The organism is Rhodococcus sp. KRD162 (genome assembly GCF_017168335.1).
Lineage (GTDB): Bacteria > Actinomycetota > Actinomycetes > Mycobacteriales > Mycobacteriaceae > Rhodococcoides.
Map to the genome: position 1 here is coordinate 440,924 of NZ_JABFAU010000005.1, position 23,195 is coordinate 464,118.

General features: G+C 64.5%; 24 protein-coding genes. 10 read left to right on the forward strand and 14 right to left on the reverse strand.

Going from position 1 to position 23,195, the window contains the following annotated elements; all coding sequences use genetic code 11:
- Positions 1-34 precede the first annotated feature (34 nt).
- Complete coding sequence (locus tag J1M87_RS10515; protein ID WP_206489469.1) at positions 35-859, forward strand: rod shape-determining protein; 825 nt, start codon at positions 35-37, stop codon at positions 857-859.
- A 23-nt stretch (positions 860-882) separates the two neighbouring features.
- On the opposite strand, the gene J1M87_RS10520 is transcribed toward J1M87_RS10515, so the two are convergent.
- The 7 genes from J1M87_RS10520 to J1M87_RS10550 form a co-directional block, all read right to left on the reverse strand.
- Positions 883-1,659, reverse strand: a complete 777-nt coding sequence (locus tag J1M87_RS10520) for an enoyl-CoA hydratase (protein WP_206489470.1) — start codon at positions 1,657-1,659, stop codon at positions 883-885.
- Positions 1,656-2,564, reverse strand: coding sequence for a 3-hydroxyisobutyrate dehydrogenase (gene mmsB / locus J1M87_RS10525; protein ID WP_206489471.1), 909 nt, complete (start codon positions 2,562-2,564; stop codon positions 1,656-1,658). The genes J1M87_RS10520 and mmsB overlap by 4 nt, the downstream gene beginning before the upstream one ends.
- Entirely contained in the window at positions 2,564-3,616 is a 1,053-nt protein-coding gene (locus J1M87_RS10530; protein ID WP_206489472.1) for an enoyl-CoA hydratase/isomerase family protein, read from the reverse strand. The genes mmsB and J1M87_RS10530 overlap by 1 nt, the downstream gene beginning before the upstream one ends.
- On the reverse strand, positions 3,613-4,752 hold the full coding sequence (locus tag J1M87_RS10535) for an isobutyryl-CoA dehydrogenase (RefSeq protein WP_206489650.1): 1,140 nt from the start codon (positions 4,750-4,752) through the stop codon (positions 3,613-3,615). The genes J1M87_RS10530 and J1M87_RS10535 overlap by 4 nt, the downstream gene beginning before the upstream one ends.
- 7 nt (positions 4,753-4,759) lie before the next feature.
- Positions 4,760-6,268, reverse strand: a complete 1,509-nt coding sequence (locus J1M87_RS10540) for a CoA-acylating methylmalonate-semialdehyde dehydrogenase (RefSeq protein WP_206489473.1) — start codon at positions 6,266-6,268, stop codon at positions 4,760-4,762.
- A 74-nt stretch (positions 6,269-6,342) separates the two neighbouring features.
- Positions 6,343-7,095 carry an SWIM zinc finger family protein gene (locus tag J1M87_RS10545; RefSeq protein ID WP_206489651.1) on the reverse strand — a complete coding sequence of 251 codons (753 nt, stop codon included), beginning with the start codon at positions 7,093-7,095 and terminating at the stop codon, positions 6,343-6,345.
- Positions 7,095-9,974 (reverse strand): DEAD/DEAH box helicase, encoded by a 2,880-nt coding sequence (locus J1M87_RS10550; protein WP_206489474.1) that lies wholly within the window; start codon positions 9,972-9,974, stop codon positions 7,095-7,097. The genes J1M87_RS10545 and J1M87_RS10550 overlap by 1 nt, the downstream gene beginning before the upstream one ends.
- A 151-nt stretch (positions 9,975-10,125) precedes the next feature.
- Between J1M87_RS10550 and J1M87_RS10555 the strand changes: the two genes are divergently transcribed.
- From J1M87_RS10555 to J1M87_RS10565, 3 genes are all read left to right on the forward strand, one after another.
- Positions 10,126-11,025, forward strand: coding sequence for an NADP-dependent oxidoreductase (locus J1M87_RS10555; RefSeq protein WP_206489475.1), 900 nt, complete (start codon positions 10,126-10,128; stop codon positions 11,023-11,025).
- Between the two features lie 128 nt (positions 11,026-11,153).
- Complete coding sequence (locus J1M87_RS10560; RefSeq protein ID WP_206489476.1) at positions 11,154-11,876, forward strand: HNH endonuclease family protein; 723 nt, start codon at positions 11,154-11,156, stop codon at positions 11,874-11,876.
- Positions 11,877-11,886: 10 nt separating this feature from the next.
- Entirely contained in the window at positions 11,887-12,714 is an 828-nt protein-coding gene (locus J1M87_RS10565; RefSeq protein ID WP_206489477.1) for a shikimate 5-dehydrogenase, read from the forward strand.
- A 69-nt stretch (positions 12,715-12,783) separates the two neighbouring features.
- On the opposite strand, the gene J1M87_RS10570 is transcribed toward J1M87_RS10565, so the two are convergent.
- Positions 12,784-13,158 carry a cupin domain-containing protein gene (locus J1M87_RS10570; protein ID WP_206489478.1) on the reverse strand — a complete coding sequence of 125 codons (375 nt, stop codon included), beginning with the start codon at positions 13,156-13,158 and terminating at the stop codon, positions 12,784-12,786.
- Between the two features lie 54 nt (positions 13,159-13,212).
- Between J1M87_RS10570 and J1M87_RS10575 the strand changes: the two genes are divergently transcribed.
- Positions 13,213-13,662: a MarR family winged helix-turn-helix transcriptional regulator gene (locus J1M87_RS10575; RefSeq protein WP_206489479.1), complete on the forward strand. Its 450-nt coding sequence runs from the start codon at positions 13,213-13,215 to the stop codon at positions 13,660-13,662.
- Between the two features lie 48 nt (positions 13,663-13,710).
- Here J1M87_RS10575 and nagB read toward each other — a convergent pair whose 3' ends face one another.
- The 3 genes from nagB to J1M87_RS10590 are packed head-to-tail and all read right to left on the reverse strand — an operon-like array spanning position 13,711 to position 16,919.
- On the reverse strand, positions 13,711-14,490 hold the full coding sequence (nagB, locus tag J1M87_RS10580) for a glucosamine-6-phosphate deaminase (RefSeq protein ID WP_206489480.1): 780 nt from the start codon (positions 14,488-14,490) through the stop codon (positions 13,711-13,713).
- On the reverse strand, positions 14,491-15,675 hold the full coding sequence (locus J1M87_RS10585; protein ID WP_241256637.1) for an N-acetylglucosamine-6-phosphate deacetylase: 1,185 nt from the start codon (positions 15,673-15,675) through the stop codon (positions 14,491-14,493).
- The gene (locus J1M87_RS10590) at positions 15,672-16,919 is read right to left on the reverse strand and encodes a PTS transporter subunit EIIC (RefSeq protein ID WP_206489481.1); all 1,248 of its coding nucleotides are present in this window, start codon (positions 16,917-16,919) and stop codon (positions 15,672-15,674) included. Before J1M87_RS10590 ends, J1M87_RS10585 begins: the two co-directional genes overlap by 4 nt.
- Before the next feature lie 180 nt (positions 16,920-17,099).
- On the opposite strand from J1M87_RS10590, the gene J1M87_RS10595 reads away from it, so the two are divergent.
- Together J1M87_RS10595 and J1M87_RS10600 are read left to right on the forward strand one after the other, a co-directional pair.
- The gene (locus tag J1M87_RS10595; protein WP_206489482.1) at positions 17,100-17,330 is read left to right on the forward strand and encodes a glucose PTS transporter subunit EIIB; all 231 of its coding nucleotides are present in this window, start codon (positions 17,100-17,102) and stop codon (positions 17,328-17,330) included.
- Entirely contained in the window at positions 17,327-17,791 is a 465-nt protein-coding gene (locus tag J1M87_RS10600; RefSeq protein ID WP_206489483.1) for a PTS glucose transporter subunit IIA, read from the forward strand. The genes J1M87_RS10595 and J1M87_RS10600 overlap by 4 nt, the downstream gene beginning before the upstream one ends.
- Position 17,792: 1 nt before the next feature.
- On the opposite strand, the gene J1M87_RS10605 is transcribed toward J1M87_RS10600, so the two are convergent.
- Positions 17,793-18,539, reverse strand: a complete 747-nt coding sequence (locus J1M87_RS10605) for a GntR family transcriptional regulator (RefSeq protein WP_206489653.1) — start codon at positions 18,537-18,539, stop codon at positions 17,793-17,795.
- A 176-nt stretch (positions 18,540-18,715) separates the two neighbouring features.
- Between J1M87_RS10605 and J1M87_RS10610 the strand changes: the two genes are divergently transcribed.
- Entirely contained in the window at positions 18,716-19,933 is a 1,218-nt protein-coding gene (locus J1M87_RS10610; RefSeq protein ID WP_206489484.1) for a benzoate/H(+) symporter BenE family transporter, read from the forward strand.
- Positions 19,934-19,943: 10 nt separating this feature from the next.
- On the forward strand, positions 19,944-20,417 hold the full coding sequence (locus J1M87_RS10615) for a thioesterase family protein (RefSeq protein WP_206489485.1): 474 nt from the start codon (positions 19,944-19,946) through the stop codon (positions 20,415-20,417).
- A 5-nt stretch (positions 20,418-20,422) separates the two neighbouring features.
- On the opposite strand, the gene J1M87_RS10620 is transcribed toward J1M87_RS10615, so the two are convergent.
- Together J1M87_RS10620 and J1M87_RS10625 are read right to left on the reverse strand one after the other, a co-directional pair.
- Complete coding sequence (locus tag J1M87_RS10620) at positions 20,423-21,448, reverse strand: phosphotransferase family protein (RefSeq protein ID WP_206489486.1); 1,026 nt, start codon at positions 21,446-21,448, stop codon at positions 20,423-20,425.
- 99 nt (positions 21,449-21,547) lie between these two features.
- Entirely contained in the window at positions 21,548-21,874 is a 327-nt protein-coding gene (locus J1M87_RS10625; protein WP_206489487.1) for a hypothetical protein, read from the reverse strand.
- Between the two features lie 581 nt (positions 21,875-22,455).
- Here J1M87_RS10625 and J1M87_RS10630 point away from each other — a divergent pair.
- Positions 22,456-23,169, forward strand: coding sequence for a hypothetical protein (locus J1M87_RS10630; protein WP_206489488.1), 714 nt, complete (start codon positions 22,456-22,458; stop codon positions 23,167-23,169).
- Positions 23,170-23,195 lie beyond the last annotated feature (26 nt).

Consider the following 23,195-nt stretch of genomic DNA (forward strand, 5'->3'; position numbering starts at 1 on the left):
AGGGCGGAGTCGATCTGCTGAAGGGCGGGGCCGGGTGCTGGTGTTGGGGGTCGGAGCGGGTGCGCACGGTGCACGCGCAATTCTGACGTATCTGGACAGCCCGCACCGCACGCCCATCGTCTCTCGTACGGTGCGCCGCGCGCCCGGGCAGTCGTTGGCCACCACGATTGCCACCGGCGTCGACGCCATCCACTCCATCGCCGGAGCCATGTCGCTACCGGTGCAGTTCTCCGCCATCGCATACCGAGTGGCGACCGATCCGGGTACGGTCGCCACCAGCGGCACTGCCCGCACTGCGTCACTGGTACCGGAAACCGCTGCGCAAGTGCGCTACCTGCGTTTCATCGGACTGGTTCCCAATCACGGGGTCACGGTGCTGTGCGATATCGGTAGTACCGGCACCACGGTCACCGTCATCGATCTCGCGTCCTCCCGCACACTCATGGCGCGGCGCACTGCCACATTCTGCGGAGACGATCTCGATCATTCGGTCCGCCGACTGCTCTCATCGAACGGCGTGCGTGTCGACATCGATGCAAGCCGTGCCATCAAGGAGCAACTCAGCGTCGACTCCGTCGTCAGCACGACGGACACCGCAGGCGCGGCGCGTCATGTGTTGACCCGGCGCGACTTCGACGATCTCATTGCCGGGCCGGTGCGGTACGCAGGCATGCTGGTGGAGCAGACGCTCCAATTGTCCGGAGCCAGAGCGCAGTCCATCGTCGTGGTGGGCGGCGGTGCGAACATCACGTCGATAGCTCGGTTGCTGGAGAAGCGAACTGGCTTGACCACTCTGGTGCCGTCGATGCCGGAGTTGGTCTCGGCCCGCGGCGCCGCCCTGCTGTCTCCCGACAGGTAGAGCGGCACCGCGAAAGACCGGCACTACCGGTGTTTGAAGTCCGGCGTCCGCTTCTCGATGAACGCCGACATGCCTTCCTTCTGATCCTCGGTTGCGAAGATCGAATGAAACACCCGGCGCTCGAACAGCACGCCCTCGCGCAGGCTCGACTCGAACGATCTGTTCACCGCCTCTTTCGCCATCATGGTGACCGGCAGCGACATCCCGGCAATGGTCGTCGCCGTCGCGATGGCGTCGTCGAGGAGATCCGCGACCGGCACGATGCGCGAGACGAGGCCGGCTCGCTCGGCCTCGTCGACCTTCATGTTGCGGCCGGTCAAACACATCTCCATGGCCTTTGCCTTTCCTACCGCGCGGGTCAGCCGCTGTGACCCACCGATTCCCGGAATGACGCCCAGCTTGATCTCCGGTTGCCCGAATACCGCTGTGTCGGAGGCGATCAGCACATCACAGAGCATCGCCAGTTCGCACCCGCCGCCGAGCGCGTAACCGGACACCGCCGCGATCAGCGGTGTTCGAGCCGAGGCCAACCTGTCCCATGCTGCGAAGAAATCCTCGAGGTAGACATCCATGTACGACTTCGGCTGCATCTCCTTGATATCGGCACCAGCGGCGAACGCCCGCTCGGATCCGGTGATCAGAATTGCACCGATGCCCGAGTCGGCGTCGAGCTCCTCGACCACCGAGACGACCTCCCGCATCAACTGAGAGTTGAGCGCGTTGAGCGCCTTGGGGCGGTTGAGTGTGATGATGCCGACGCGTCCCCGACGCTCGAGCAGAATTGTCTCGAAATCACTCACAGGTCGGCTCCATTCGATCGTTCGCGGATGTCGTTGATGATCCCGGAGAAGTCGACATCGGCGCCGCCCCCGGAGGTTCCCTTGAATCGCGCGTACAGTTCGGCGGCCTGCAAACCGAGAACGCCCTCGACGCCGTTGTCCCGCAGCGCGTTGGCAGCCAGGCTCAAATCCTTGTCCATCAACGCGGCAGCGAATCCGGGCTTGTAGTCGTTGTTCGCCGGGCTCGTCGGAACAGGACCAGGCACAGGGCAATTGGTGGTCAGGGCCCAACATTGACCGGATGCAGTCGAGGCCACGTCGAACAGTGCCTGGTTGCTCAGTCCGAGCTTCTCCCCCAGGACGAACGCCTCGCTGATCGCGATCATCGAGACGCCGAGAATCATGTTGTTGCAGATCTTGGCGGCCTGACCGTTTCCTGCGGCCCCGCAGTGCACGACCTTTCGGCCCATGACATCGAGAACTGCTGCAGCAGAGGCGAAGTCTTCCTCGGAACCGCCCACCATGAAGGTCAACGTCCCGGCTGTCGCCCCGCCGACGCCGCCCGAGACGGGCGCATCGATGCTGCGGTGGCCGGCCTCGCCTGCAAGGCGATGTGCGGCATGGGCGTCGGCGACATCGATGGTCGAGGAGTCGATGAACAGCGTTCCGGGTGCGGCCTCGGGTAGCAGGTCTGCATACAACCCGAGCACCAGCTTGCCGTTGGGCAGCATGGTGATGACGGTGTCGGCACCGGCGACGGCAGCGGCCGCCGATTCCATGACGGTCACGCCGTCTTTCGCGGCTTGTTCGAGAGCGGCGGGCACCAGATCGAAGCCCTGCACCGTGTAGCCCGCCGCAGCCAGATTGGCGGCCATTGGTCCACCCATGTGGCCCAGGCCGATGAAACCGATCGTCTTCTCGCTCATCACTGCTCACCTTCTGTATGTGCGTTCGACAGGCCGAGCTCCGCGTCCCCGAGAGGCGCGAAGTACCGGTCGACGTCCTCGGGTGTGACCTCCGCCAACGTACGCGGTTGCCACTGCGGATTGCGATCTTTCTCCACTACCTGCGCCCGAATTCCCTCGACGAGGTCATGGCTGCTCAGCGATGCGACCGACACGCGATACTCGTCGTCGAGCACCGCCTCCAGCGTCGGAAGTGTCGCCGCGCGTCGCAGAGATCTCAGCGTGACGGCCAGCGCGACGGGCGATTTGGATGCAATGTCCTGCGCGGCCTGCTGGGCCTGCGGCACCGAACTGGCAGCGAGAGCATCGATGATGGCCTGAACGTCGTCGCCGGCGTAGCAGGTGTCGATCCAGTCCTGCTGGTCGACGGTCGAGTCCGGTGCAGGCTCGCTGAACGTCGAGACGGCCTCACCGACACTGACGGTTGCCAATGCCGAGTAGAAGTCTTCGAGCTTGTCCGATGGAATGTAGTGATCGGCAAAACCGGACGCGATGGCATCCGCGGCGTTCATTCTCGCTGTGGTGAGCGCGAAATGAGTGCCGATCTCACCGGGAGCACGGGAGAGCAGATACGTTCCACCGACATCGGGGACGAAACCGATGCCGACCTCCGGCATCGCGATCTTCGAGCGTTCGGTGACGATTCGGGTGTTGGCGTGGGCCGAGAGTCCGACGCCCCCGCCCATCACGATGCCGTCCATGACGGCCACGAACGGCTTCGGGAATCGGGCTATCGCGGCGTTGAGGATGTACTCGTCACGCCAGAAGTCCTTGCTCGCACTGCCACCCTCCTTGGCGTCGTGGTAGATCGAGACGATGTCGCCGCCTGCGCACAGTCCACGCTCGCCTGCTCCGGTGAGCAGTACTACATCGATGTCGTCGTCGGTTGCCCACTGCGTCAACGCCGGTGCGATCTCGCGCACCATCGCGTGGTCGAGCGCGTTGATGGCTTTGGGACGATTGAGCACGATCCGGCCGATACCACCGGAGACTTCGACGATCACATCGCTCATGCCGCACCCACGATCGATCGAGCAACGACGACGCGCATGATTTCGTTCGTCCCTTCCAGAATCTGATGCACGCGAAGGTCGCGAACAATCTTCTCGATGCCGTACTCGGACAGATATCCGTATCCGCCCAACAATTGCAGCGACCCGTTGGCAACGTCGAAACCGGTGTCGGTTCCGAACCGCTTTGCCATCGCGCACATTTCGACCTTGTCCGGGGCGTTGCGCTGCAGAGCATCCGCAGCGCGCCACAGCAGAGTTCGGGCCGCCTCCAGTTCGGTTCTGAAATCGGCCAACCGGAACTGCAGGGCCTGCGCATCGAGCAGCCGAGCTCCGAATGCCTTGCGCTCGGCGAGGTAGGCGACGGCCGTGTCCAGAGCCGACTGCGCGCCGCCGATCGAACACGCGGCGATGTTGATGCGGCCTCCGTTGAGACCGTTCATCGCGATCCGGAAACCGCCGCCCTCGCTACCCAGCAGATTCTCGGCCGGAACACGAACTCCTTCGAGCACGACCTGTCGGGTGGGCTGGGCATTCCAACCCATCTTCTTCTCGTTCGCTCCGAACGAGAGCCCGTCGGTGCCCTTGGGCACGATGAACGCCGAGATACCGCTCGGCCCCGGAGCCCCGGTACGCGCCATGACGACGTATACCGCTGATGTCCCTGCACCGGAAATGAACTGCTTGACGCCGTCCAACACGTACTCGTCACCGTCGCGAACGGCCTTGGTGCTCAGCTGTGCTGCATCCGATCCAGCGCCCGGCTCGGTGAGGCAGTAACTGCCCAGCTGATCCATCGCACACAGGCCAGGAAGCCATGTCCGGCGCTGCTCGTCGGTGCCGTAGGTGTCGATCATCCAGGCAACCATGTTGTGGATGGATATGTACGCAGCGATGGACGGATCGCCCGTAGCGAGTTGCTCGAATATTCGTACCGAGTCGACTCTCGTCAACCCCGATCCACCCACATCCTCGCGAATGTAGATGCCACCCATACCCAGATCAGCCGCCTTGCGCAGAACGTCGACCGGGAAGTGCTTGTTCTGATCCCACTCGACTGCGTTGGGCGCGAGAAATTCGTCGGCGAATTCGCGAGCGGTGTCGTTGATCGCTCGCTCGTCCTCGTTCAGTGTGAACATCACGCGATCAGTCCATGTTCGGGATGACGAAGTGATTCTGCGAGAGGGATTCCTTGGTGCCCGACGGCCACCGCTGGGTGACGGTCTTGGTCTTGGTGTAGAAGCGGATCGAGTCCGGTCCGTGCTGGTTGAGATCGCCGAATCCGGAACGCTTCCAGCCGCCGAACGTGTGGTACGCGATCGGAACCGGAATCGGCACGTTGACGCCGACCATTCCCACCTGAACGCGCGAACAGAAGTCGCGGGCGGTGTCGCCGTCGCGGGTGAAGATGGACACTCCGTTGCCGTACTCGTGCTCGGTGGGCAGACGAAGTGCGTCCTCGTAGTCCTTGGCACGGACAACGATCAGGACAGGTCCGAAGATCTCTTCCTTGTAGATCCGCATGTCGGTGGTGACCTTGTCGAACAATGTCGCCCCGGCGAAGAATCCGCCCTCATGGCCTTCCAGGCTGAAGCCGCGACCGTCGACGACCAGCTCGGCACCCTCGTCGATCCCGATCTGGGTGTAGCTGTTGACCCGCTCGAGTGCATCGCTGCCCACGAGCGGACCGAAGTCCGCGGTTTCGTCGTCCGAGCGGCCGATCTTCAGCTTCGCCACCCGCTCGGTCAACTTGGCGACGAGCGCGTCTGCGGTCTCCTCACCGACCGGAACGGCAACGGAGATCGCCATGCAGCGTTCGCCCGCCGAGCCGTATGCGGCACCGAGAAGGGCATCGGCCACCTCGTCGAGATCGGCGTCGGGCATCACCAGAGCGTGGTTCTTGGCTCCGCCGAAGCACTGTGCGCGCTTACCGTGCTGGGCCGCGGTCTCGTAGATGTACTGGGCGATGGGGGTCGAGCCGACGAAGCCGATGGCCTTGACGCGGTCGTCGGTGAGCAACACATCGACGGCGTCCTTGCCGCCGTTGACGACGTTGAACACACCCGGCGGCAGTCCGGCTTCGAGGAAGAGCTCGGCGAGCTTGAGCGGAACGGAGGGATCGCGCTCGGACGGCTTGAGAACGAAGGCGTTGCCGCAGGCGATGGCCGGGCCTGCTTTCCACAGCGGAATCATCGCCGGGAAGTTGAACGGGGTGATTCCGGCGACGACACCGAGTGGCTGCCGCATCGAGTAGACGTCGATGCCGCCGCCTGCGCCTTCGGTGTACTCGCCTTTGAGCAGGTGCGGAACCCCGACGGCGAACTCGACGACCTCGACGCCGCGCTGGACATCGCCCCTCGCGTCCGCGATCGTCTTGCCGTGCTCGGAGGACAGCAAGCGTGCGAGCTCGTCCATGTCTCGGGTGACCAGTGCGAGAAATTTCATCAGCACGCGGGCCCGCCGCTGAGGGTTCCAGGTGGCCCACTCGCGTTGCGCCTGCTCGGCGTCGGCGATCGCTGCCTCGACCTCGGCGGCATCGGCCAGCGGCACCCGGGCCTGCACCTGGCCGGTGTTGGGATCGAAGACGTCCCCGAACTGTCCTGAAGTGCCTGCGACGTGCTTGCCGCCGATGAAGTGCGTGAGTTCGCGAGTCATGAAGTCCATCCTCGAACGTGGGAAATGAAGTACGCCCATCCTATAGTTGGATGTCCATGCAAGTCCACAGCACGTCACATTCGGTCGTAGAACTGCCTCAGATCGGCACACGCACGACTGACCTCGCCCTCGGAGGAGCCGTCGGCACGAAATATCCGACGCAGAATCAACGGATCCAGATCGTCCATCGCCGGAGCGAACGACACCCGAGGAAGATCGGGGAACGACGCGCGATCGGCGAACCAGTCATCGGCGTCGAACCGATCATCCCCGTCGCCCACCCCCTCGATCAGCTGATCGAGATCCACTCCGCGCAGCGTCAGGATGGTGGCCGCCGACGAGTCGATGTGTTCCGCGGCGATGTACATCAGCGCCGCCGCATGTTTGCACGGCCACCCGTCGTCGGGGCACGTGCAATCGAAATCGAGCTGCCCCTTGTCGTGCGGAAGCAACGTCGACGCCAACGCCTGCGGAATGGCATTGGAGGCCAACTCGGCCAACATTCCGGGATTGGATCGCACCCGATCGACGAGCGCGGCCACCTCACCCTGCGTCAGCGGCTCGACGGTGACCGAGGCCGAGAACGGCTCGAGCTGACTGCCCTGCACCTCGCCGTAGATCTGCCCGCGCTCCACCCCGAGAGTGAGCACCTGCCCCTGACGGGCATAGGTCCGCCCCCGTGCGATACGGCCTGGATCAGCAAGGTCTTCCATCGCCGCGACGAAGTGCCTGCCCCACCACGTCTGTCCGAAGGCTCCGCGCTTGTTCCTCGACTCGATGCCGCCCTTGGCTTTGCGCCGCTTGCCGTACTGCGAGAAGTCGACCATCACTCACCCACCGCATCCTCGCTGAGGCGAAAGAGCTCCTGCAGTTCCGCGGTATCCATTTCGGTCACCCAACTCTCGCCGGTGCCCACCGCCAGGTCCGCCAGGTCCTGTTTGGAGACGAGCATCGAGTCGATCCGCTCCTCCACCGTGCCGACACACAGCAGTTTGCGCACTTCGACGTTCTTGCGCTGCCCGATCCGAAATGCGCGGTCGGTCGCTTGATTCTCCACCGCCGGGTTCCACCAACGATCCAGATGCACAACATGATTGGCAGCGGTGAGATTCAAACCGGTACCGCCGGCCTTGAGCGAGAGCAGCATGATCGGCGGACCGTCCTCGCTCTGGAACTTCTCCACCATCGCATCGCGCTTGGTCTTGCTCACACCGCCGTGCAGAAACGGCACCTCGGCTCCGAAACGATCTCCGAAGTACGGTGCCACGAGTTCGCCGAACTCCCGAAACTGCGTGAACAGCAACACCTTCTCGTTGTCACCCAGAATCGAATCGAGCATGTCCTCCACCAACCCGATCTTGCCCGATCGGTGCTGGCCCCTCTTGAGCACCGGCGAGCCGTCGGACAGAAAATGGGCGGGATGATTGCAGACCTGTTTCAGGCGAGTGAGAGCAGAGAGCACCGCACCCTTGCGCTTCATTCCCTTCGCGTCGGCGATCTGCGCCATCATCTCGTCGACAACGGCCTTGTACAACGCGGCTTGCTCGGCGGTGAGGTTGGCGCGCACCGTCATTTCGTTCTTGTCGGGCAGATCCGAGATGACCGTCGGATCGGTCTTGACTCGGCGCAGAATGAACGGCGAGGTGATGGCACGCAGCCGCGACACTGCGCTCTCGTCGTTCTCACGCTCGATCGGTACGGAGAATCGCTTCCGAAAGTCGGACGGGCGCCCCAACATGCCCGGATTGGCGAAGTCGAGAATGGACCGGAGCTCGTCGAGCCGGTTCTCCACCGGAGTTCCGGTGAGCGCCAACTTGTGTTCCGCCGGAATCGCCAGCGCCGCCTTGGCCTGAACCGTGCCCGCATTCTTGATGTGTTGCGCCTCGTCGAGCACCACACGTCGCCAGAGCTGCTCCGCCAGTTGCACGCGATCTTTGGCCATCAACGCATACGTGGTGACGGTCAGATCGTGTTCGGCGATCGCCCGGTCGAGCTCGTCGCCCTTCGCCCGAGCCGGACCGTGATGCACGAGCACTCTCAGTGCGGGCGTGAACTTGCCCGCCTCTCGCTGCCAGTTGCCCACCACCGACATCGGTGCCACCAGCAGAGTCGGCTTCGTGCTCTGTTCGTGAGCAAGCAGCGTCAGCACCTGCAGTGTCTTGCCGAGACCCATGTCGTCGGCGAGTACGGCTCCGAGTCCGAGCCGGCTCATGAACGCGAGCCAGTCCAGCCCGCGCTGCTGGTAGGGCCGAAGAACTGCGTTCACGCCGTCGGGCACCGGTATCGACTCCGGCACCGCACCGGGCTCGAGCAGCGTGGCCGCCCAGCCGGTGGCGCGAATGTCCTGAATCGGTGCCGGCGGAGGATCCGCCAACGTCATCTCGCGCATCAACGTGCTCAGCGCTGTCCCGTCGCCGTGGTGCTCCGCGACGTACTTCGCGGCCCGAGCGAGCTGCCCACCGTCGGCCAATACCCACTGACCCCGAAGGCGAACGAGGTCCCCTTTGGTGGCGGCGAGCTTGTTCATCTCAGCTTCGGTGAGCACCATGTCGCCGAGTTGGAGCTGCCAGTCGTACGACACCAACTCGTCCATGCCGACCGCGCGGTCGGCGGCCGCCTTGGTCACGGCAGGAGAGTCGACACGCAAGCGCATCGAGGGGTCCAACCTGGTCCAGGCCCGCGGCAACAACACGGTCGTTCCCGTGGCCTGCAGAGCCGTCGCCCCGTGTTCCACGAGATCGATCACGACCGACGTCGGCAGCAGAAGGTCGAGGGTGCCGTCCTGAGTCGGCACATCACGCAGCCTCGGGTACGCCGCGACCGCCTCGCCGAGCTTGCGCACCGCGATCGAGAGCAGCGCAGCATCGACCTTGCGGCTCATCGGCACTGGACGTGGTGCTTCACCGTCCGCCCGCAGACACACCTGGAGGGTCCAGAACGACTCCGCAGACTCGTCGGCGACCTGGATGCGCCCCGGTTCCTCGACCCCTGGTTCCTCGGCCACTTGTTCGTCGGCCACTGGTTCGTCGTCATCGGGTTCGAGCAGGCGGAGCACCAACGAGGGCTCGTCCACGGTGAGACTTGCGCGCCAGTTCTCCAGCAGTGTCGAGACCTGCTGTGTGCCATCTGCATACGGATCGTCACGGACCAGGGCCGAGAGCAGCGGATGCTCCGCGTCCGGTCTGCCCAGACGTGATCGGACGATCGGATCGGTGAGCTCCTCGACCATGTCGTCGAGAATCTTCTTGGGCCGGTCCGAGGCACGCTGGACGGACGGCATCGACACGGCGAGTTCGCTGAGCCACGCACGCTGTCGCTCACCGCCGACCAGACGCCACCGTGGCCACCACTGCCCGTCCATCGACTTCAGTGCGGGTACGACCCGCCCACCGCGGACCCAGCGTTCGATCCCGTGGGCGACGTGCGCCAGAAAGAGCAGATCACCGGAGATCAGCGCGTGCGCGGGTGGCGTCCGCAGCAGCAGATCCGCTGCATCGTTCGGTGCGAGTGCGATCGCGGGAATCTGGACGGGGTCCTGCGCGCCCGTGTGATGGTCTGCCGAGGGAAACGACACGGACGCACGGTGCCGGAAAGTCTTGGCGAGGGTCTGCGCATGAATCGGCGGGAGATCAGGTTCGTCGCCGGAGGCGAGTTCGTCGTCCCACAGCATCAGTCCCGAACCGGGGGACCACAGACCGTGCAACATCGGTCCATCCAATCAGGACGCACCGACACCACCTCGGCGAGGCAGTCCGGAAACGGTCCGGGCCGGAGCGCGCCGAGCGCGCGAGCCATCAGGCACCGAGCGCGCGAGCCATCAGGCACCGAGCGCGCGAGTCATCGGGCACAGTGGTCACATGATCGCGTACGGCTTCAGCGAATACGGCGGACCCGAAACCGAGTACCTTCTCGACGTGCCCATGCCCGAGCCCGGGGCCGGTCAGATCCTCGTCGCGGTGCATGTGGCCGGGGTCAATCCTGCCGATTGGAAAGTGCGGGCAGGTAACCGCAAGGACACTGTGCCGATCACGTTGCCTGCGGTGCTGGGGCGAGAAGTGTCGGGAACTGTCGTCGAAACCGGCTCCGGGGTGGACGAGTTCACGGTGGGTGACGAGGTGTTCGGGGCGACGGCGTCAGGTCACGGCGGCTACGCCCAGTACACCGTGCTCAATGCGTCGAGCTCCGCCCACAAACCCGATTCGGTGTCGTGGTCGGCGGCGGCCACTCTGCCCGTCGCGGCCGGCACTGCCTATGACGTACTGCGCGGACTGGCGTTGGTCTCCGGCAGCACGCTGCTGGTGCTGGGCGCTGGAGGCGGCGTGGGTTCGTCGGTGCTGCAGCTGGCGCGCGCGACTGGCATCGAGGTTCTCGCTGTCGCCGGCGCCGGCAAGCAGGAATGGGTCGAGTATCTCGGGGCCGAATTCGTCGCCGCGGGACCGCAGTACATCGATTCGATTTCGCGACCGGTCCACGGCATCGTCGATCTCGTCGGCGGCGAGACGCTGCGCGCGGCCGCCGAGAAGACCGGCGCACCGGTGGTGAGCGTCGCCGATCCCGTGCAGGCCACGCAGTGGGGTGGATCAGGAGCCCATCGTGACCGCACCACAGCCGCATTCACACATTTGGCAGAGCTGGTCGCGACCGGGGTGCTGAGCCCACGCATAGACCACGTGTTTCCGCTCGAACGCGCGGGCGAGGCTCTCGCTCTCGTCGAGGACGGCCACACGCTCGGCAAGGTCGTCGTCCAGGTTCGCTGAATCCGATGTCCCGATGTCCCGGTGTCCCGATGTCCCGATGTCCCCGTGGACCTCGACGTCACTGTCGGTGCCCTACGGCAGACTGCTACCACGACGGGTGACTGCAGAAGACCGACGATGGGGCGTGTGTGAAGAATCTGTGGGTGGCGGTAGCTCTGGTGATCGGTGCGGTGGTCCTGGCTGCGTTCGGATCCTGCGATCGGTCCGTCATTCCCGGCATCTCCCCCGCCGCGCCTGCCCCTGGCAGCCCTACCCGGGTACAGATCGAGCAGTTGCTCGCTCAGGTGAACGTGGTCGCTGCCCGGCCCGATGTCCTCGGATACGAGCGCGGATGCAAGAGCGGTCAGGGCTGCGTGTTCGGCCCTGCGTGGACGGACGACTACGACGGGCCGGGCGGCCACGATGGCTGCGGCACCCGAGACAATGTGCTGGCACTGTCGATGACGGAGGTCGAGTTTCGCCCGGGCACCCACGACTGCGTCGTGCTGTCCGGCCGCCTCGCCGACCCGTATTCCGGTGAGCTCCTGCAGTTCACCAAGTCCGATGCGGGGAAAATTCAGATCGACCATGTCTATCCGCTGTCCGCCGCCTGGGACATGGGAGCGAACGCCTGGTTGCCCGACAAGCGCATTCGGTTCGCCAACGATGTCGCCTTCAATCTGTTGGCGGTCAACGGAGGGGACAACCAGAGCAAGAGCGACAAGACTCCATCGCAGTGGATGCCGCCGAATGCGGCGTACCACTGCTTCTATGCGGGCAAGTATCTCTCGGTTGCCGCTCAGTACGAGCTGCCGATCACCGAGGCCGATCGCAGCGTTCTCGGCTCGGTCGCATCGACGTGCCAAGAGTAGGGTGAGGGCAATGTCAACGGCACACTCGCGCAGCTTTCTCGATCGCGACACGCAACTGTGTATGTCTCTGTCCGGTCGCCCCAGCAATATCGGCACCCGCTTCCACAACTACCTCTACGACGAGTTGGGCCTCAACTTCGTCTACAAGGCGTTCACCACCACCGACCTGGCTGCCGCTATGGGTGGCGTTCGCGCGCTGGGTATTCGAGGCTGCGCGCTGTCCATGCCGTTCAAGGAAGACGTCATCGACATGGTGGACGTGATGCACGGCTCCGCCAGCGCCATCGCATCGGTCAACACCGTCGTCAACGAGGACGGCGTTCTGCACGCGTACAACACCGACTACCAGGCCGTGGCCAATCTACTTGCGGCACAGTCGCTTTCGACCGACATCTCGGTGGCCGTCACCGGAAGCGGCGGTATGGCCAAGGCTGTGGTTGCCGCACTGCGAGATTCGGGCTTCACCCGGGGCACCGTGGTCGCCCGTAATGCAGATACCGGCCCTGCCCTTGCCGACACCTACGGCTACGCCTGGTCCGAGCGGGCCGTGTCCGCCGACCTGCTGGTGAACGTCACACCGGTCGGGATGGCCGGCGGACCCGACGAAGCGTCCACCCCGTTCACCGACGAACAGATCCGTGCGGCGCACGCGGTGTTCGACGTCGTCGCCATGCCCTCGGAGACACCTCTGATCGTCGCCGCCCGCGCAGCCGGCAAGCCGGTGATCACCGGAGCCCAGGTCATCGCCCTGCAGGCCGCAGAACAATTTGTGCTCTACACGGGCGTCCGACCATCCGAGGAGCAGATCGCGCGAGCGTCGCGGTTCTCCCGCAGCTGACTCGGCGGATGTGCCACCGAAGCGTGGTTCTCCCCCCGTCACTCCATGGAATCGGCGCTACGTGCGCGCTCAGCGCGTCCACGGGGGCGTTATGGTTCCGCCGTCGGCAGTGGTGGCGGTCAAGCCCACCGACGTCGTCACCCACAGTGCGGCGGCGCTGCCACCCGGGTTGTCGAGCTGAACCGTCGCCGACTGCGGAACCAACACGACATCTCCGGCCGAGAGTTGGATCCGCTTGCCTTCCAGGGTGATCGACGGTGAGCCAGCGAGCACGAGAAATATCTCCTCGTGCGAGACCGCGTGCGGTGCGCCGGTGGTACCCGGCTCCAGTTCCGTGCGCCAGGCGCACAGCTGTCGACTGCCGCGAGAGGGTGCCACGTAGGAATGGAATTGAGCGCCGTGCATTCGGTGGGTGTAGTGATCCTCGCTTGTTCGGATCGGCATGTCTGCTCCTTTTCGTCAGTTAAACTGTCTTTATTGGACAGGTAGACTGACGACATGTCAAGGGATGAACCACGCGCCGATCTGTTGATGTTGCTGATGCGCAGCGCATCCGCCTTGGCCGAGCAGATCAACGCCGCCGTCGTCGCGAAGGGCCATCCGACGCTCCGACCCGCGCACGGCCTGGTCTTTCAACGAGTCGCCGGCAACGGAGCCACCGTCAGCGAAATCGCCGCCTACCTGGGCATCACAAAACAATCCGCTGCGGTGATCATCGAGGAATTGGCGGCCTCCGGGTACGTGAACAAGCAGCCACACCCACACGACCGCCGCTCGCAGCTGGTACGACTGACCGCCAAGGGCGTCGACGTGACCGAGGCGGCCACCGATTCGGCCCTCTCCCGATGGAACGCAGCGAGCAAGACACTGGGCGCAGACACGATGGCATCGTTGGTACGTGCACTCGAAGAGATCGGCCGAGACGGCACACCACGCCCCGTGTGGTGAGCTGAATCAGGGCCGAGCGGCCACGACGACCGTTCTTCCGCAGCCGACTCAGAGGTGTTGCCACCGAGGCTTGTTGGCGTACGCGTACCGGTAGTAGGGCGCATGAGCGAGCGAGGACGCCGCAGCCTCGTCCAACAGCACGCTCGCATGGGGATGCCATTGGATCACCGACGCCGGGCAGTGCGCCGACAACGGGCCCTCGACGGCCGCTGCCACCGCGACCGCCTTCGACTCCCCCGTCGCGATCAGCACGAGGTGACGCGCCTCGTCGATAGTGCCGAGACCCTGCGTCAGTACATGATGTGGCACGTCCTCGGGAGAATCGAAGAAGCGCGCATTGTCTGCTCGCGTTTGTTCGGTGAGCGTCTTGACGCGCGTCCTGGACCGCAACGAGGAGCCCGGCTCGTTGAATCCGATGTGTCCGTCGGTACCTATTCCCAGGATCTGAACGTCGATGCCGCCCGCCGCCGTGATCGCCGCGTCGTACCGCCGCGCCTCGGCTGCGATGTCCTCCGCTTCACCGTTCGGCGAGAACACTGCGGAATCGTCCAGATCGACGTGGTCCACGAACTCCGCACGGATGAACGAAAAATAGGATTGCTCAGCGGTTTTCGGCAACCCGATGTACTCGTCGAGCAGAAATGCCCGGCATCGGGCGAACGACAGAGACTCCTCGCGATGCCGTCTGGCCAACTCGCGATAGGTGCCCACCGGTGTGGATCCGGTCGCCAATCCCAGGACCGTCCGCGAATCACGAACCGACCGTTCGACGATGTCCGCAGCCGTTCGGTCCACATCGGCTACCCCATCGTGGATCACGATCTCCATCTACTCGTCCTCCTCGATTGCAGTTCCACCTCTGATCACCTGCACCGGCTCGAACTTCTCGTCGACCACCAGCACATCGGCCCGCATTCCCTGCTGCAAGCGACCGATATCGGAACCGAGCCCGATCGACGTGGCGGGAGTCGACGCCCCGGCCCGCACCGCCTCGACCAACGACACCCCTGCGTTCTGCACGGCCCGACGGACCAGATCCAGCACGGTCGAGGTTCCGCCCGCGATCGGTGCCGTCTCGGGATCGGTATCGCGGGACAACCGTGCGACGGAATTCTGCACGGTGACATCCAGTGGCCCGAGTCGATATCGCCCGTCGGACATACCGGCCGCGGCCATCGCGTCGGACACCAGCGCGATCCTTGCGCCGCCGACGAGGTCGAAGACCGCACGTACCGTCTCGTCGGCGAGATGCACACCGTCACCGATCAATTCGAGCACCATCACCCCTCGTGCCGCAGCCGCCAAACATTCGCTCACCGGCCCCGGCGCCCGGTGATGCCAGGTCGGCATTCCGTTGAACAGGTGCGTAGCCGTGATCGGCCCGATCCCCAGCGAATCGATAGCGCGGCGGGTGGTCGGCGCATCGGCGTCCGTGTGGCCGATGCTCGGCAGCACCGCGTTCTCCCGCAGCAGCTCTGCGACGGCGACGAACCCGTCCACCTCGGGCGCGAGCGTCATCGACCGGACTGCGCCGCGGCCAGCGCCGAGCAGGTCCTTCAGCAACCCCGGATCACCGCTGCGGAGCGAGGCCGGATCCTGTGCGCCGCAGCGAGCGGCGGACAGGAACGGTCCCTCGATGTGTACCCCTGCGATGTCGCCGGACTCGTAGAGGTCTGCCAGTAGTGCGGTCTGGCCGATCAGCCGTTCGGGCGGTGCCGACACCAGAGAGGCGAGCATCGTCGTGGTGCCGCGCGAACGGTGATGCAGCACCGCCGTCCTGAGATCGGCGGAAGCCGAATCGGGAAACGACGCCCCCGCCCCGCCGTGGCAGTGCACGTCGACCAAACCCGGAAGGATCGTCGTCGCGGACTGCGGTACCGCATCCCCTGCCCATCGGGAGGCAGAGCCGACCCACGAGATCCGATCTCCGGTCAGCGCGACGACGCCGTCCTCGATCACCGCCGTGTCGGTGACCACTCGCCCGCGCAACGTCGTCGTGATCGACGCGGTCATGCCTGAGTCGGTTCGGCGACCACGTCGTCCTCACGGCCGGGGGTGCGCAGGTTCCACTTCTTGATGACGAAGCTGAACAGGAAGTAGTAGATCACGGCATACACGAGCCCGATCGGTATGAGCAACCATGCCTTGGTGGCGATTCCGTAGTTCAGCAGGTAGTCGATGCCACCGGCGGAGAAGAAGAACCCGTCGTGGATTCCGAGCGCGTTGCACAGCGCCATCGAGGTTCCGGTCAGCACTGCATGGATGATGTAGAGCGGCCAGGCGACGAACATGAACGAGTATTCGAGCGGCTCGGTGATGCCGGTGACGAACGCAGTCAGGCCGGTGGACAACATGATTCCGCCGACGAGCTTCTTCTGCGACGGCTTGGCATTGCGGTAGATCGCGAATGCCGCAGCGGGAAGCGCGAACATCATGATCGGGAAGAATCCGGTCATGAACACTCCGGCGGACGGGTCGCCTGCGAAGAACCGGTTGAGGTCGCCGCGCACCAGCTGCCCGCCGGCATCCTGGTAGTCGCCGACGAGGAACCAGACCACCGAATTCAGAATGTGGTGCAGCCCCGTCGGAATCAGCATGCGGTTGGCGAAACCGTAGATGCCGCTACCGACCACACTGTGGTCGGCGACGGTGTTTCCGACCCAGTTGAGGGCGCTGTAGAACAACGGGTACACGAACGACATGAGCACCGCGACAACGAGACCAGTGATTGCCGTCAGAATCGGAACGAGTCGACGGCCGCTGAAGAAGCCCAGGTAATCGGGCAACTTCTGCCGATAGAACCGCTGCCAGAGAATGGCCGAGAGCAGACCGATCACGATGCCGGCCAGCACGCCGTAATCGATCACGGCGGGGTCACCGTTGGCGTCGACCTCGCCCTCGAGCACCACCGGCGACATCGCCGTGAAAACACCGTTCATCACCATGTAACCGACGACTGCGGCCAGTGCCGTCGAACCGTCGGCCTTCTTGGCCCAGCCGATGGCGATTCCGACTGCGAAGATGAGGGGAAGCCAGGTGAACACCGCTTGGCCCGCGGCCGAGATGACCGAGGCGGCGGTCCCCAGAGCACTGAATCGGCCGAGCAGATCGTCCTGACCGAGCCGCAGCAGAATGCCGGCGGCCGGCAGCACGGCGATCGGCAGCATGAGACTGCGACCGAAGCGCTGCAATCCGGCCAGAGATCTGGATTCTTTCTTCGGTTCGGCTTCGGCCGAGTCCGTCTTCTTCGGGGTCATGGCGACCTTCTCTTCGACTCTGGTCCTTCGAGGATGGATTCCGTTGTTGTGACCGGGTGGCATCAGGGGTACTGTCCGGTCATTACCAGTTGTAGTTTGACCAGGTGGCGACCTCATGTCAACCCAGATATGTGACCCAGCCGACAGCAATCGAGGCAGCAGAGAGAGTAGGAAGAATCCATGTCCAAGGCGGATGCGATCGTGAAGGGCCTCGGCGGTGCCGACAACATCGTCGAGATCGAAGCATGCATCACTCGGCTTCGCACCGAAGTGAAGGACGGCTCGTTGGTCGACGAGTCGGCACTCAAGGCGGCAGGTGCGCACGGGGTGTTCCACAAGGGCACGGCCGTTCAGGTCATCGTCGGTCCCGAGGCGGACACGCTGGCAGAAGACATCGGCGACATCCTGTGAACGGAAGCCGGGTCGTCCTCAGTCCCGTTGCCGGCCAAGTACTCTCGCTCGACGACGTGCCCGATCCCGTGTTCTCGGCGCAGATGGTCGGCTCCGGGGTAGCACTGCGTCCGGCTCCGAGTGCAGGATCGGTCGAGGTTCGTTCACCGATCGCAGGCACCATTGTCAAACTGCACCCACACGCGTTCGTCGTTCTCACCGAAGACAAGGCGGGCGTGCTGGTACACATCGGCATCGACACCGTGAAGATGAAGGGCGAGGGCTTCACGCTCGTAGCAAGCGAAGGAGATCGCGTCCGGCCCGGTGACCCGGTGGTCACCTACGATCCCGCTGCGATAGCCGAGGCCGGGTACTCGGACGTCGTACCCGTCGTCCTGATGGATTCGAAGCCCGGCTCCATCACGACCGACGCCGTCGGAACCGCTGTGGAACAGGGTGATTCACTGTTCGAGTTGCCCTGAGCTAGCGGCGCTGACTGGTGCGTCGCTCGCCCTGCACTTCCATCGAGAGCTGGTACCGATCGCATCGATACCAGCTCTCGGTGTGCTCGAGCGGCTCGTCGCCGCTGAAGGACACCCGGTCGAAGTAGAGCACCGGTGCGCCGCGCTTGGTGCCCAGCAACGTCGCGGTATCACTGTCGGCCGCAGTAGCTTTGACGGTCTGCTCGGCCCGGTCGATGGTCAAGCCGTAATGGGTGTGCACTGCCTCGTACACGGAGCTGCTCAGATCGTGGTCTATCAGACCGGGGAGCAGGGTCGCACGAAACCAACCGTCGTCGACGCTCACCGGCTCTGCGTCCGCCAGCCTCAGACGCTTGATGTGGTAGGTCTGCTCGCCGTCGGCCAGGCCGAGAGCTCGGCTGGTCGCCGCCGATGGTTTCTCGAGCTGCGCGAACAGCACCACCGTCGTAGGTGTCAATCCTTGTGCGCGCATCTCCTCCGAGAACGACGCCAGATGCAGACGCGATTGCACGGTACGGCTGGCGACGAAGGTACCTTTTCCGCGGACGCGGACCAGATGCCCGTCGTTGACGAGCTGTCCGATGGCTTCCCGGACGGTGATCCGGCTGACGCCGTAATCCTCCATCAATTTGCGCTCACTCGGCATCAGGTCGCCGGGTTGGAGCTCCTTGGTGCAGCGGTGCAACAGAATTGCGCGCAATTGTTCGTGCTTGGGGACCTGACTGTCCCTCAGATGTACGGGGATCACCACTGCGCCGGCCCTTTCGGTCACTCGCCGAGCCAGCGGTACGGACTGGTCCGGTCCAACCAAAGACTACGTCACTGTGGTGGCGTGCCGACAGCATTCGGCTGTCGGAGGCTCCCGCGTCGGTCGGACCGCCTGCCGCGCGACAGCCGCGGGCCCACAGTGCATCATCGACACTCGTGACCACTGCCGACGCGTCCGACAGACCCACGCCGCTCTCGACCCCTGTCAGCGCCGGCATCGTAGCCTCGCTGGTCGGCTTCACCAGCTCGTTCGCCGTGGTCTTGACCGGCCTGCGTGCGGTCGGTGCCAGCCCCACCGAGGCCGCGTCGGGTTTGTCGGCACTGTGTCTCACTCAGGCGTTGGGCATGATGTGGCTGGCCCGTAGGTACCGGCAACCCATCACGCTGGCGTGGTCGACGCCGGGGGCCGCGTTGCTCGCAGGCACCGGCGTCGTCGTGGGAGGTTGGCCCGCCGCGGTCGGCGCATTCGTCACGGTCGGCGTGCTGATCGTGCTGACGGGCTTGTGGCCGACGCTCGGCGCGATCGTCTCGAAGATCCCGATACCCCTTGCGCAGGCAATGCTGGCAGGGGTGCTTCTCCCCCTGTGTTCGGCACCGGTGGCTGCCTTCGCCGAGTCCCCTACGCGAATCGCGCCGGTGGTGATCGTCTGGCTCGTCGTTCTTCGTTTCAGCGCACGCTGGGCTGTACCCGCCGCATTTGCCGCTGCAGCTGCCATCATCGCTGCGGACGTGATCGCCGGTGGCACCCCGATCGCAGGTGCCGAGCTGATTCCGCGGGTCGACTGGACGATTCCGCAGTGGAGCTGGCAGGCCACGATCGGTATCGCGGTGCCGCTGTACATCGTCACGATGGCGTCGCAGAACATCCCGGGCACGACGGTCATGGCCTCGTTCGGTTTCCGAATCCCGTGGCGCGCATCGATGGCCGTCACCGGCACCGGCACCGTCCTGGGTGCCTTCGCCGGCGGCCACACCATCAATCTCGCTGCGATCAGCGCCGCTCTGTCGGCGAATCCGGCTGCCCATCCGGATCCGACGCGACGATGGACCGCCGCCTTCACCGCAGGATGTTCGTATCTGGTCCTCGCTCTGCTCGCCACCGCCTTGGCAACGTTGGTGGCCGCAGCACCTGCCGGAGTGGTGGAAACAGTTGCCGGACTCGCCTTGTTGGGCACGCTTGCGGCCTCGCTGTTCGGTGCGCTCGAACATGCGTCGGACCGGGAAGCGACCGTTCTGACTTTCCTCGTCGCCGCGTCCGGCCTGACGTTCGCCGGTATCGGATCGGCGTTCTGGGCTCTGGCCGTCGGACTGGTGGTCCGGGCGGTCTTGCGGCGGCAGTCCCCGACGCCGACCGATACCCGGGCAACTGATTAGTCTCACGTCCATGACAGAGCAGGTGAACGAACGCACCGAGTTGTCGAATGCGTCGGATTTTCCGGCGTTGTGGCCGGTGCCGACCCGGTGGGACGACAACGACCACTACGGCCACGTCAACAACGTGACGTATTACGCCTACTTCGATACCGCCGTCAACGGTTGGTTGATGGCGGAAACCGGCGTGGATATCCGAACTCTCTCGGCCATCGGCGTCGTGGCGGAAACCTCGTGCCGGTACCTGTCGGAATTGAGTTTTCCGGATCGCCTGCAGGTCGGCCTCGCCGTCGAGAAATTGGGGACTCGAAGCATCGTGTACTCCCTCGCGCTGTTTCGGGAGGCCGACAACGACGCGTTGGAATTGGCAGCTCGGGGTCGATTCGTACACGTCTACGTGGACAGCGTCACCCGCAGACCGGTCCCGATCCCACCGGAAATCGAGACCGCGGCGGCCACCCTGGTGATCGGGCCGGGCCCGAGCTGAGAGCTCTACAATCCGATCTCGTCGGCTCTGCCGAGTGCTCGAGCGACGATATCGTCGATGAGGGTCGCGGTCGGTCCACCCGATACGCCCCGGTTGCGTGAGTCCGCTTCCATGCGGCGCATCACGCCCTCGGCGATGATCGCGAGCTTCCACAGCGCCAGGACTTCCCAGAATCCGACGTCGGACACACCGCGTCCAGTGTGCTGTGCATATGCCTCGACGAGCTCGGCCCTGGCCGGGAAGCCCGGAAGCGTCGATGCCATGAACGGTCCGGCGACGCCGTCATCGGCTTGCGGCCAGTAGGCAAGCAGGCCGCCGAGATCTGCCAGCGGATCCCCCAGCGTGCACAGCTCCCAATCGACGACTGCAGCGACCGTTCCGTCGTCGCGGTCGGTGATCACGTTGCTCAGGTGGAAATCTCCGTGCACGAGGCTCAGTTCTTGCTGCTGCGGAATGTTGGCACCCAGTCGTACGGCAAGAGAATCGATACCCGGCACGTCCCGGGTACGGGAGGATTCCCACTGCTTGGTCCACCGGGCGAGTTGACGGGCGGCGTAGGGCTTGTGGCTGGCCAGATCGCTGAGCCCCGAGGAGTCGAGATCGACACCGTGGATGTCGGCCAGCGCATCCGTGAGACCGAGACCGACTCGGCGACGGTGATCGGTGTCGAGTGATTCTGCCGTGGCAACCGAGTCGATCACCACGCCGTCCACGAAGCTCATCAACACGAGAGGGACGTCCGAGATCGCCGAGTCCTCGGTCATTGCAATCATTGCCGGAACCGAGACCGCAGTGTTCTGCAGCGCTGACAGAATCCGATGCTCGCGCACGACATCGTGTGCAGATGCCAGCAGGTGTCCCAGCGGTGGACGACGGAGCACCCAGGTGGCGGAGCCCGCGTCGTTCACCGCATAGGTGAGGTTGGACTGCCCGTTACCTATTCGCCGGAAGCTCAACGGAGACGTCGCGCCGATACCCAATCCTGCGATCCAGGTCGACACCGCATCTTCGTCCAGTCCCACCGTGGCCATCCAGCACCCTCATTTCGCTCTTCGACAATCGATCGTCGGCTGCGCTCATCCGAGTCGACCGATCGTAGCGAAGCGGCGTCCGGACGCCGGGAGGACGAGTCAGCTGGCGCGACCGAACGCCGAGATCAGTGCAGGCGCTGCGCTCGCTGCAGCAGGTGTCGCCGCACCGTGACGCCTGACCGCAACCTCGTCGACGTCCCCGATCAGCAGAGAAATGAGTGTGTTCGGCTCTGCGGCCCAGACCGAGGCGATGTTGCGCACTTCGGCAGGGGCGAAGAGTCCACTGGTAGCCAGTGCGTCGACCCACTCGGCCACAGCCTCGGCCGTAGGCTCGGGCACAGTGGATCGATCGAGCGAGTCCGCTTGGAACTCGTTGCAAAAGAACGCGCGGACCATGTCGAGCTGTCCCTGAGACATTGCGGTCATGTTCTTCTCCTTCGAGTTTCTGACGTTCGTAGGTGTCGAGTACCCGCCTTCGGCGGGCACCAAATACCGTGTCCAGATCGTTATGATTCTGACTGTAACGAGTCAACACAGCTTTCCGATGCGGCTGAAACTACGCTCATTTGAACGGTCTCGCCCGGGATGAACTGGCTTCTGTGACCATCGTCACACACTTCGACCCATCCATTCAATGACTTGCAACGAAGTCATAGTTCGCTTTACGAATTGCTGTGAACGCGAACAAACCGAGCGTATAAACGCAGGTAGATGCCCACCCTGGGCATCGAGCGCCTGCTGCGACCCTGCCCGGCGTCCATCACCGGACAAAACACCCACCGGCACAATCAGGTGCACTTCCTGCTCAGGGCGTCAGAAACAATCTTTCACCCTGGTACGCCCCGGCTTCGCAAACTCGTGGCGCTTGACAGCAGGCCGCCGATACGCTCCGACCGCGACACCCTTCGAGAGCGACGACCGTGATCGAATCGTGACCGTGAAAACCATCAGGGGGTTCCGAAGTTCCTCACATCCGATGTTCAGTCTCGTAGGGCACTGTGACGGTCATGTCACCACCGAGTCTCGACAGCGGACCGATCCGAATCCCCTCAGGGCTGGGAAAGCCGACGGAATCGGCACGCAACCAGAGCTCGTCCAGGCGGAGAGCGGTCGTCACACGGATGGCAGTCGCGAGCTGCTCGGCGAGTGTGTTGCTGGTGCTGCTGGTGTCGGCACCGCACCGTGCGTCGCCCGTACGTACGGACCCGAGTTCTGCAACCGCTCTGGCCGAGCGAGCACTGTCCGCGATCGATGTGACCACGGTGCTGATCGCGGTCGCGGCGTTGACCATCGTGGCGGTGCTGCGCAAGCTGCCGTACGGAATCGGAGCGGTCATCGCCTGCACCATCGGGGCCGTCGTGACCGGCGAGGTCATCCGTGAGGCCGTCGGACTGTCCCTCTCGTCCACGGACCTGCCGTACGGGCCGCTCGTCGCTGTCGCGGCACTGCTCGGTGCCGGTTCGATGGTCGCCGGTGCGAGATGGCGACCGGTGGTACTCGGCCTGGGAACAGTGGCGACGTTCGCCGTGGCAGCGGCCGCGATGTTCACCGGCGCTGCATCGATCATCGGGGTCGTCGGTGCGTTGTCGATCGCGTTCGTGTGGTGGCCTGCCTGCTCGATCGTGATGCTCTATTCCGCCGACGCTGCCGCTCGCGAAGCACGCAACCCCCTCGATACCGCTGCGATGGCAGTGCAACGCAAGACGGGGCGCACCCGTTGATGCCGGGAGCGCCCCATCTGTGCTGT

Excerpts from the sequence above, each read along its gene's own strand:
- J1M87_RS10530 (WP_206489472.1), bottom strand. The coding sequence starts at position 3,616 with ATGAGCGATGTGATCGTCGAAGTCTCCGGTGGTATCGGCCGGATCGTG.
- J1M87_RS10595 (WP_206489482.1), top strand. The coding sequence starts at position 17,100 with ATGTCCAAGGCGGATGCGATCGTGAAGGGCCTCGGCGGTGCCGACAAC.
- J1M87_RS10565 (WP_206489477.1), top strand. The coding sequence starts at position 11,887 with ATGTCAACGGCACACTCGCGCAGCTTTCTCGATCGCGACACGCAACTG.
- J1M87_RS10630 (WP_206489488.1), top strand. The coding sequence starts at position 22,456 with ATGTCACCACCGAGTCTCGACAGCGGACCGATCCGAATCCCCTCAGGG.
- J1M87_RS10555 (WP_206489475.1), top strand. The coding sequence starts at position 10,126 with ATGATCGCGTACGGCTTCAGCGAATACGGCGGACCCGAAACCGAGTAC.
- J1M87_RS10545 (WP_206489651.1), bottom strand. The coding sequence starts at position 7,095 with ATGGTCGACTTCTCGCAGTACGGCAAGCGGCGCAAAGCCAAGGGCGGC.
- J1M87_RS10540 (WP_206489473.1), bottom strand. The coding sequence starts at position 6,268 with ATGACTCGCGAACTCACGCACTTCATCGGCGGCAAGCACGTCGCAGGC.
- J1M87_RS10590 (WP_206489481.1), bottom strand. The coding sequence starts at position 16,919 with ATGACCCCGAAGAAGACGGACTCGGCCGAAGCCGAACCGAAGAAAGAA.
- mmsB (WP_206489471.1), bottom strand. The coding sequence starts at position 2,564 with ATGAGCGAGAAGACGATCGGTTTCATCGGCCTGGGCCACATGGGTGGA.
- nagB (WP_206489480.1), bottom strand. The coding sequence starts at position 14,490 with ATGGAGATCGTGATCCACGATGGGGTAGCCGATGTGGACCGAACGGCT.
- J1M87_RS10550 (WP_206489474.1), bottom strand. The coding sequence starts at position 9,974 with ATGTTGCACGGTCTGTGGTCCCCCGGTTCGGGACTGATGCTGTGGGAC.
- J1M87_RS10625 (WP_206489487.1), bottom strand. The coding sequence starts at position 21,874 with ATGACCGCAATGTCTCAGGGACAGCTCGACATGGTCCGCGCGTTCTTT.
- J1M87_RS10575 (WP_206489479.1), top strand. The coding sequence starts at position 13,213 with ATGTCAAGGGATGAACCACGCGCCGATCTGTTGATGTTGCTGATGCGC.
- J1M87_RS10615 (WP_206489485.1), top strand. The coding sequence starts at position 19,944 with ATGACAGAGCAGGTGAACGAACGCACCGAGTTGTCGAATGCGTCGGAT.
- J1M87_RS10585 (WP_241256637.1), bottom strand. The coding sequence starts at position 15,675 with ATGACCGCGTCGATCACGACGACGTTGCGCGGGCGAGTGGTCACCGAC.
- J1M87_RS10570 (WP_206489478.1), bottom strand. The coding sequence starts at position 13,158 with ATGCCGATCCGAACAAGCGAGGATCACTACACCCACCGAATGCACGGC.
- J1M87_RS10620 (WP_206489486.1), bottom strand. The coding sequence starts at position 21,448 with ATGGCCACGGTGGGACTGGACGAAGATGCGGTGTCGACCTGGATCGCA.
- J1M87_RS10535 (WP_206489650.1), bottom strand. The coding sequence starts at position 4,752 with ATGTTCACACTGAACGAGGACGAGCGAGCGATCAACGACACCGCTCGC.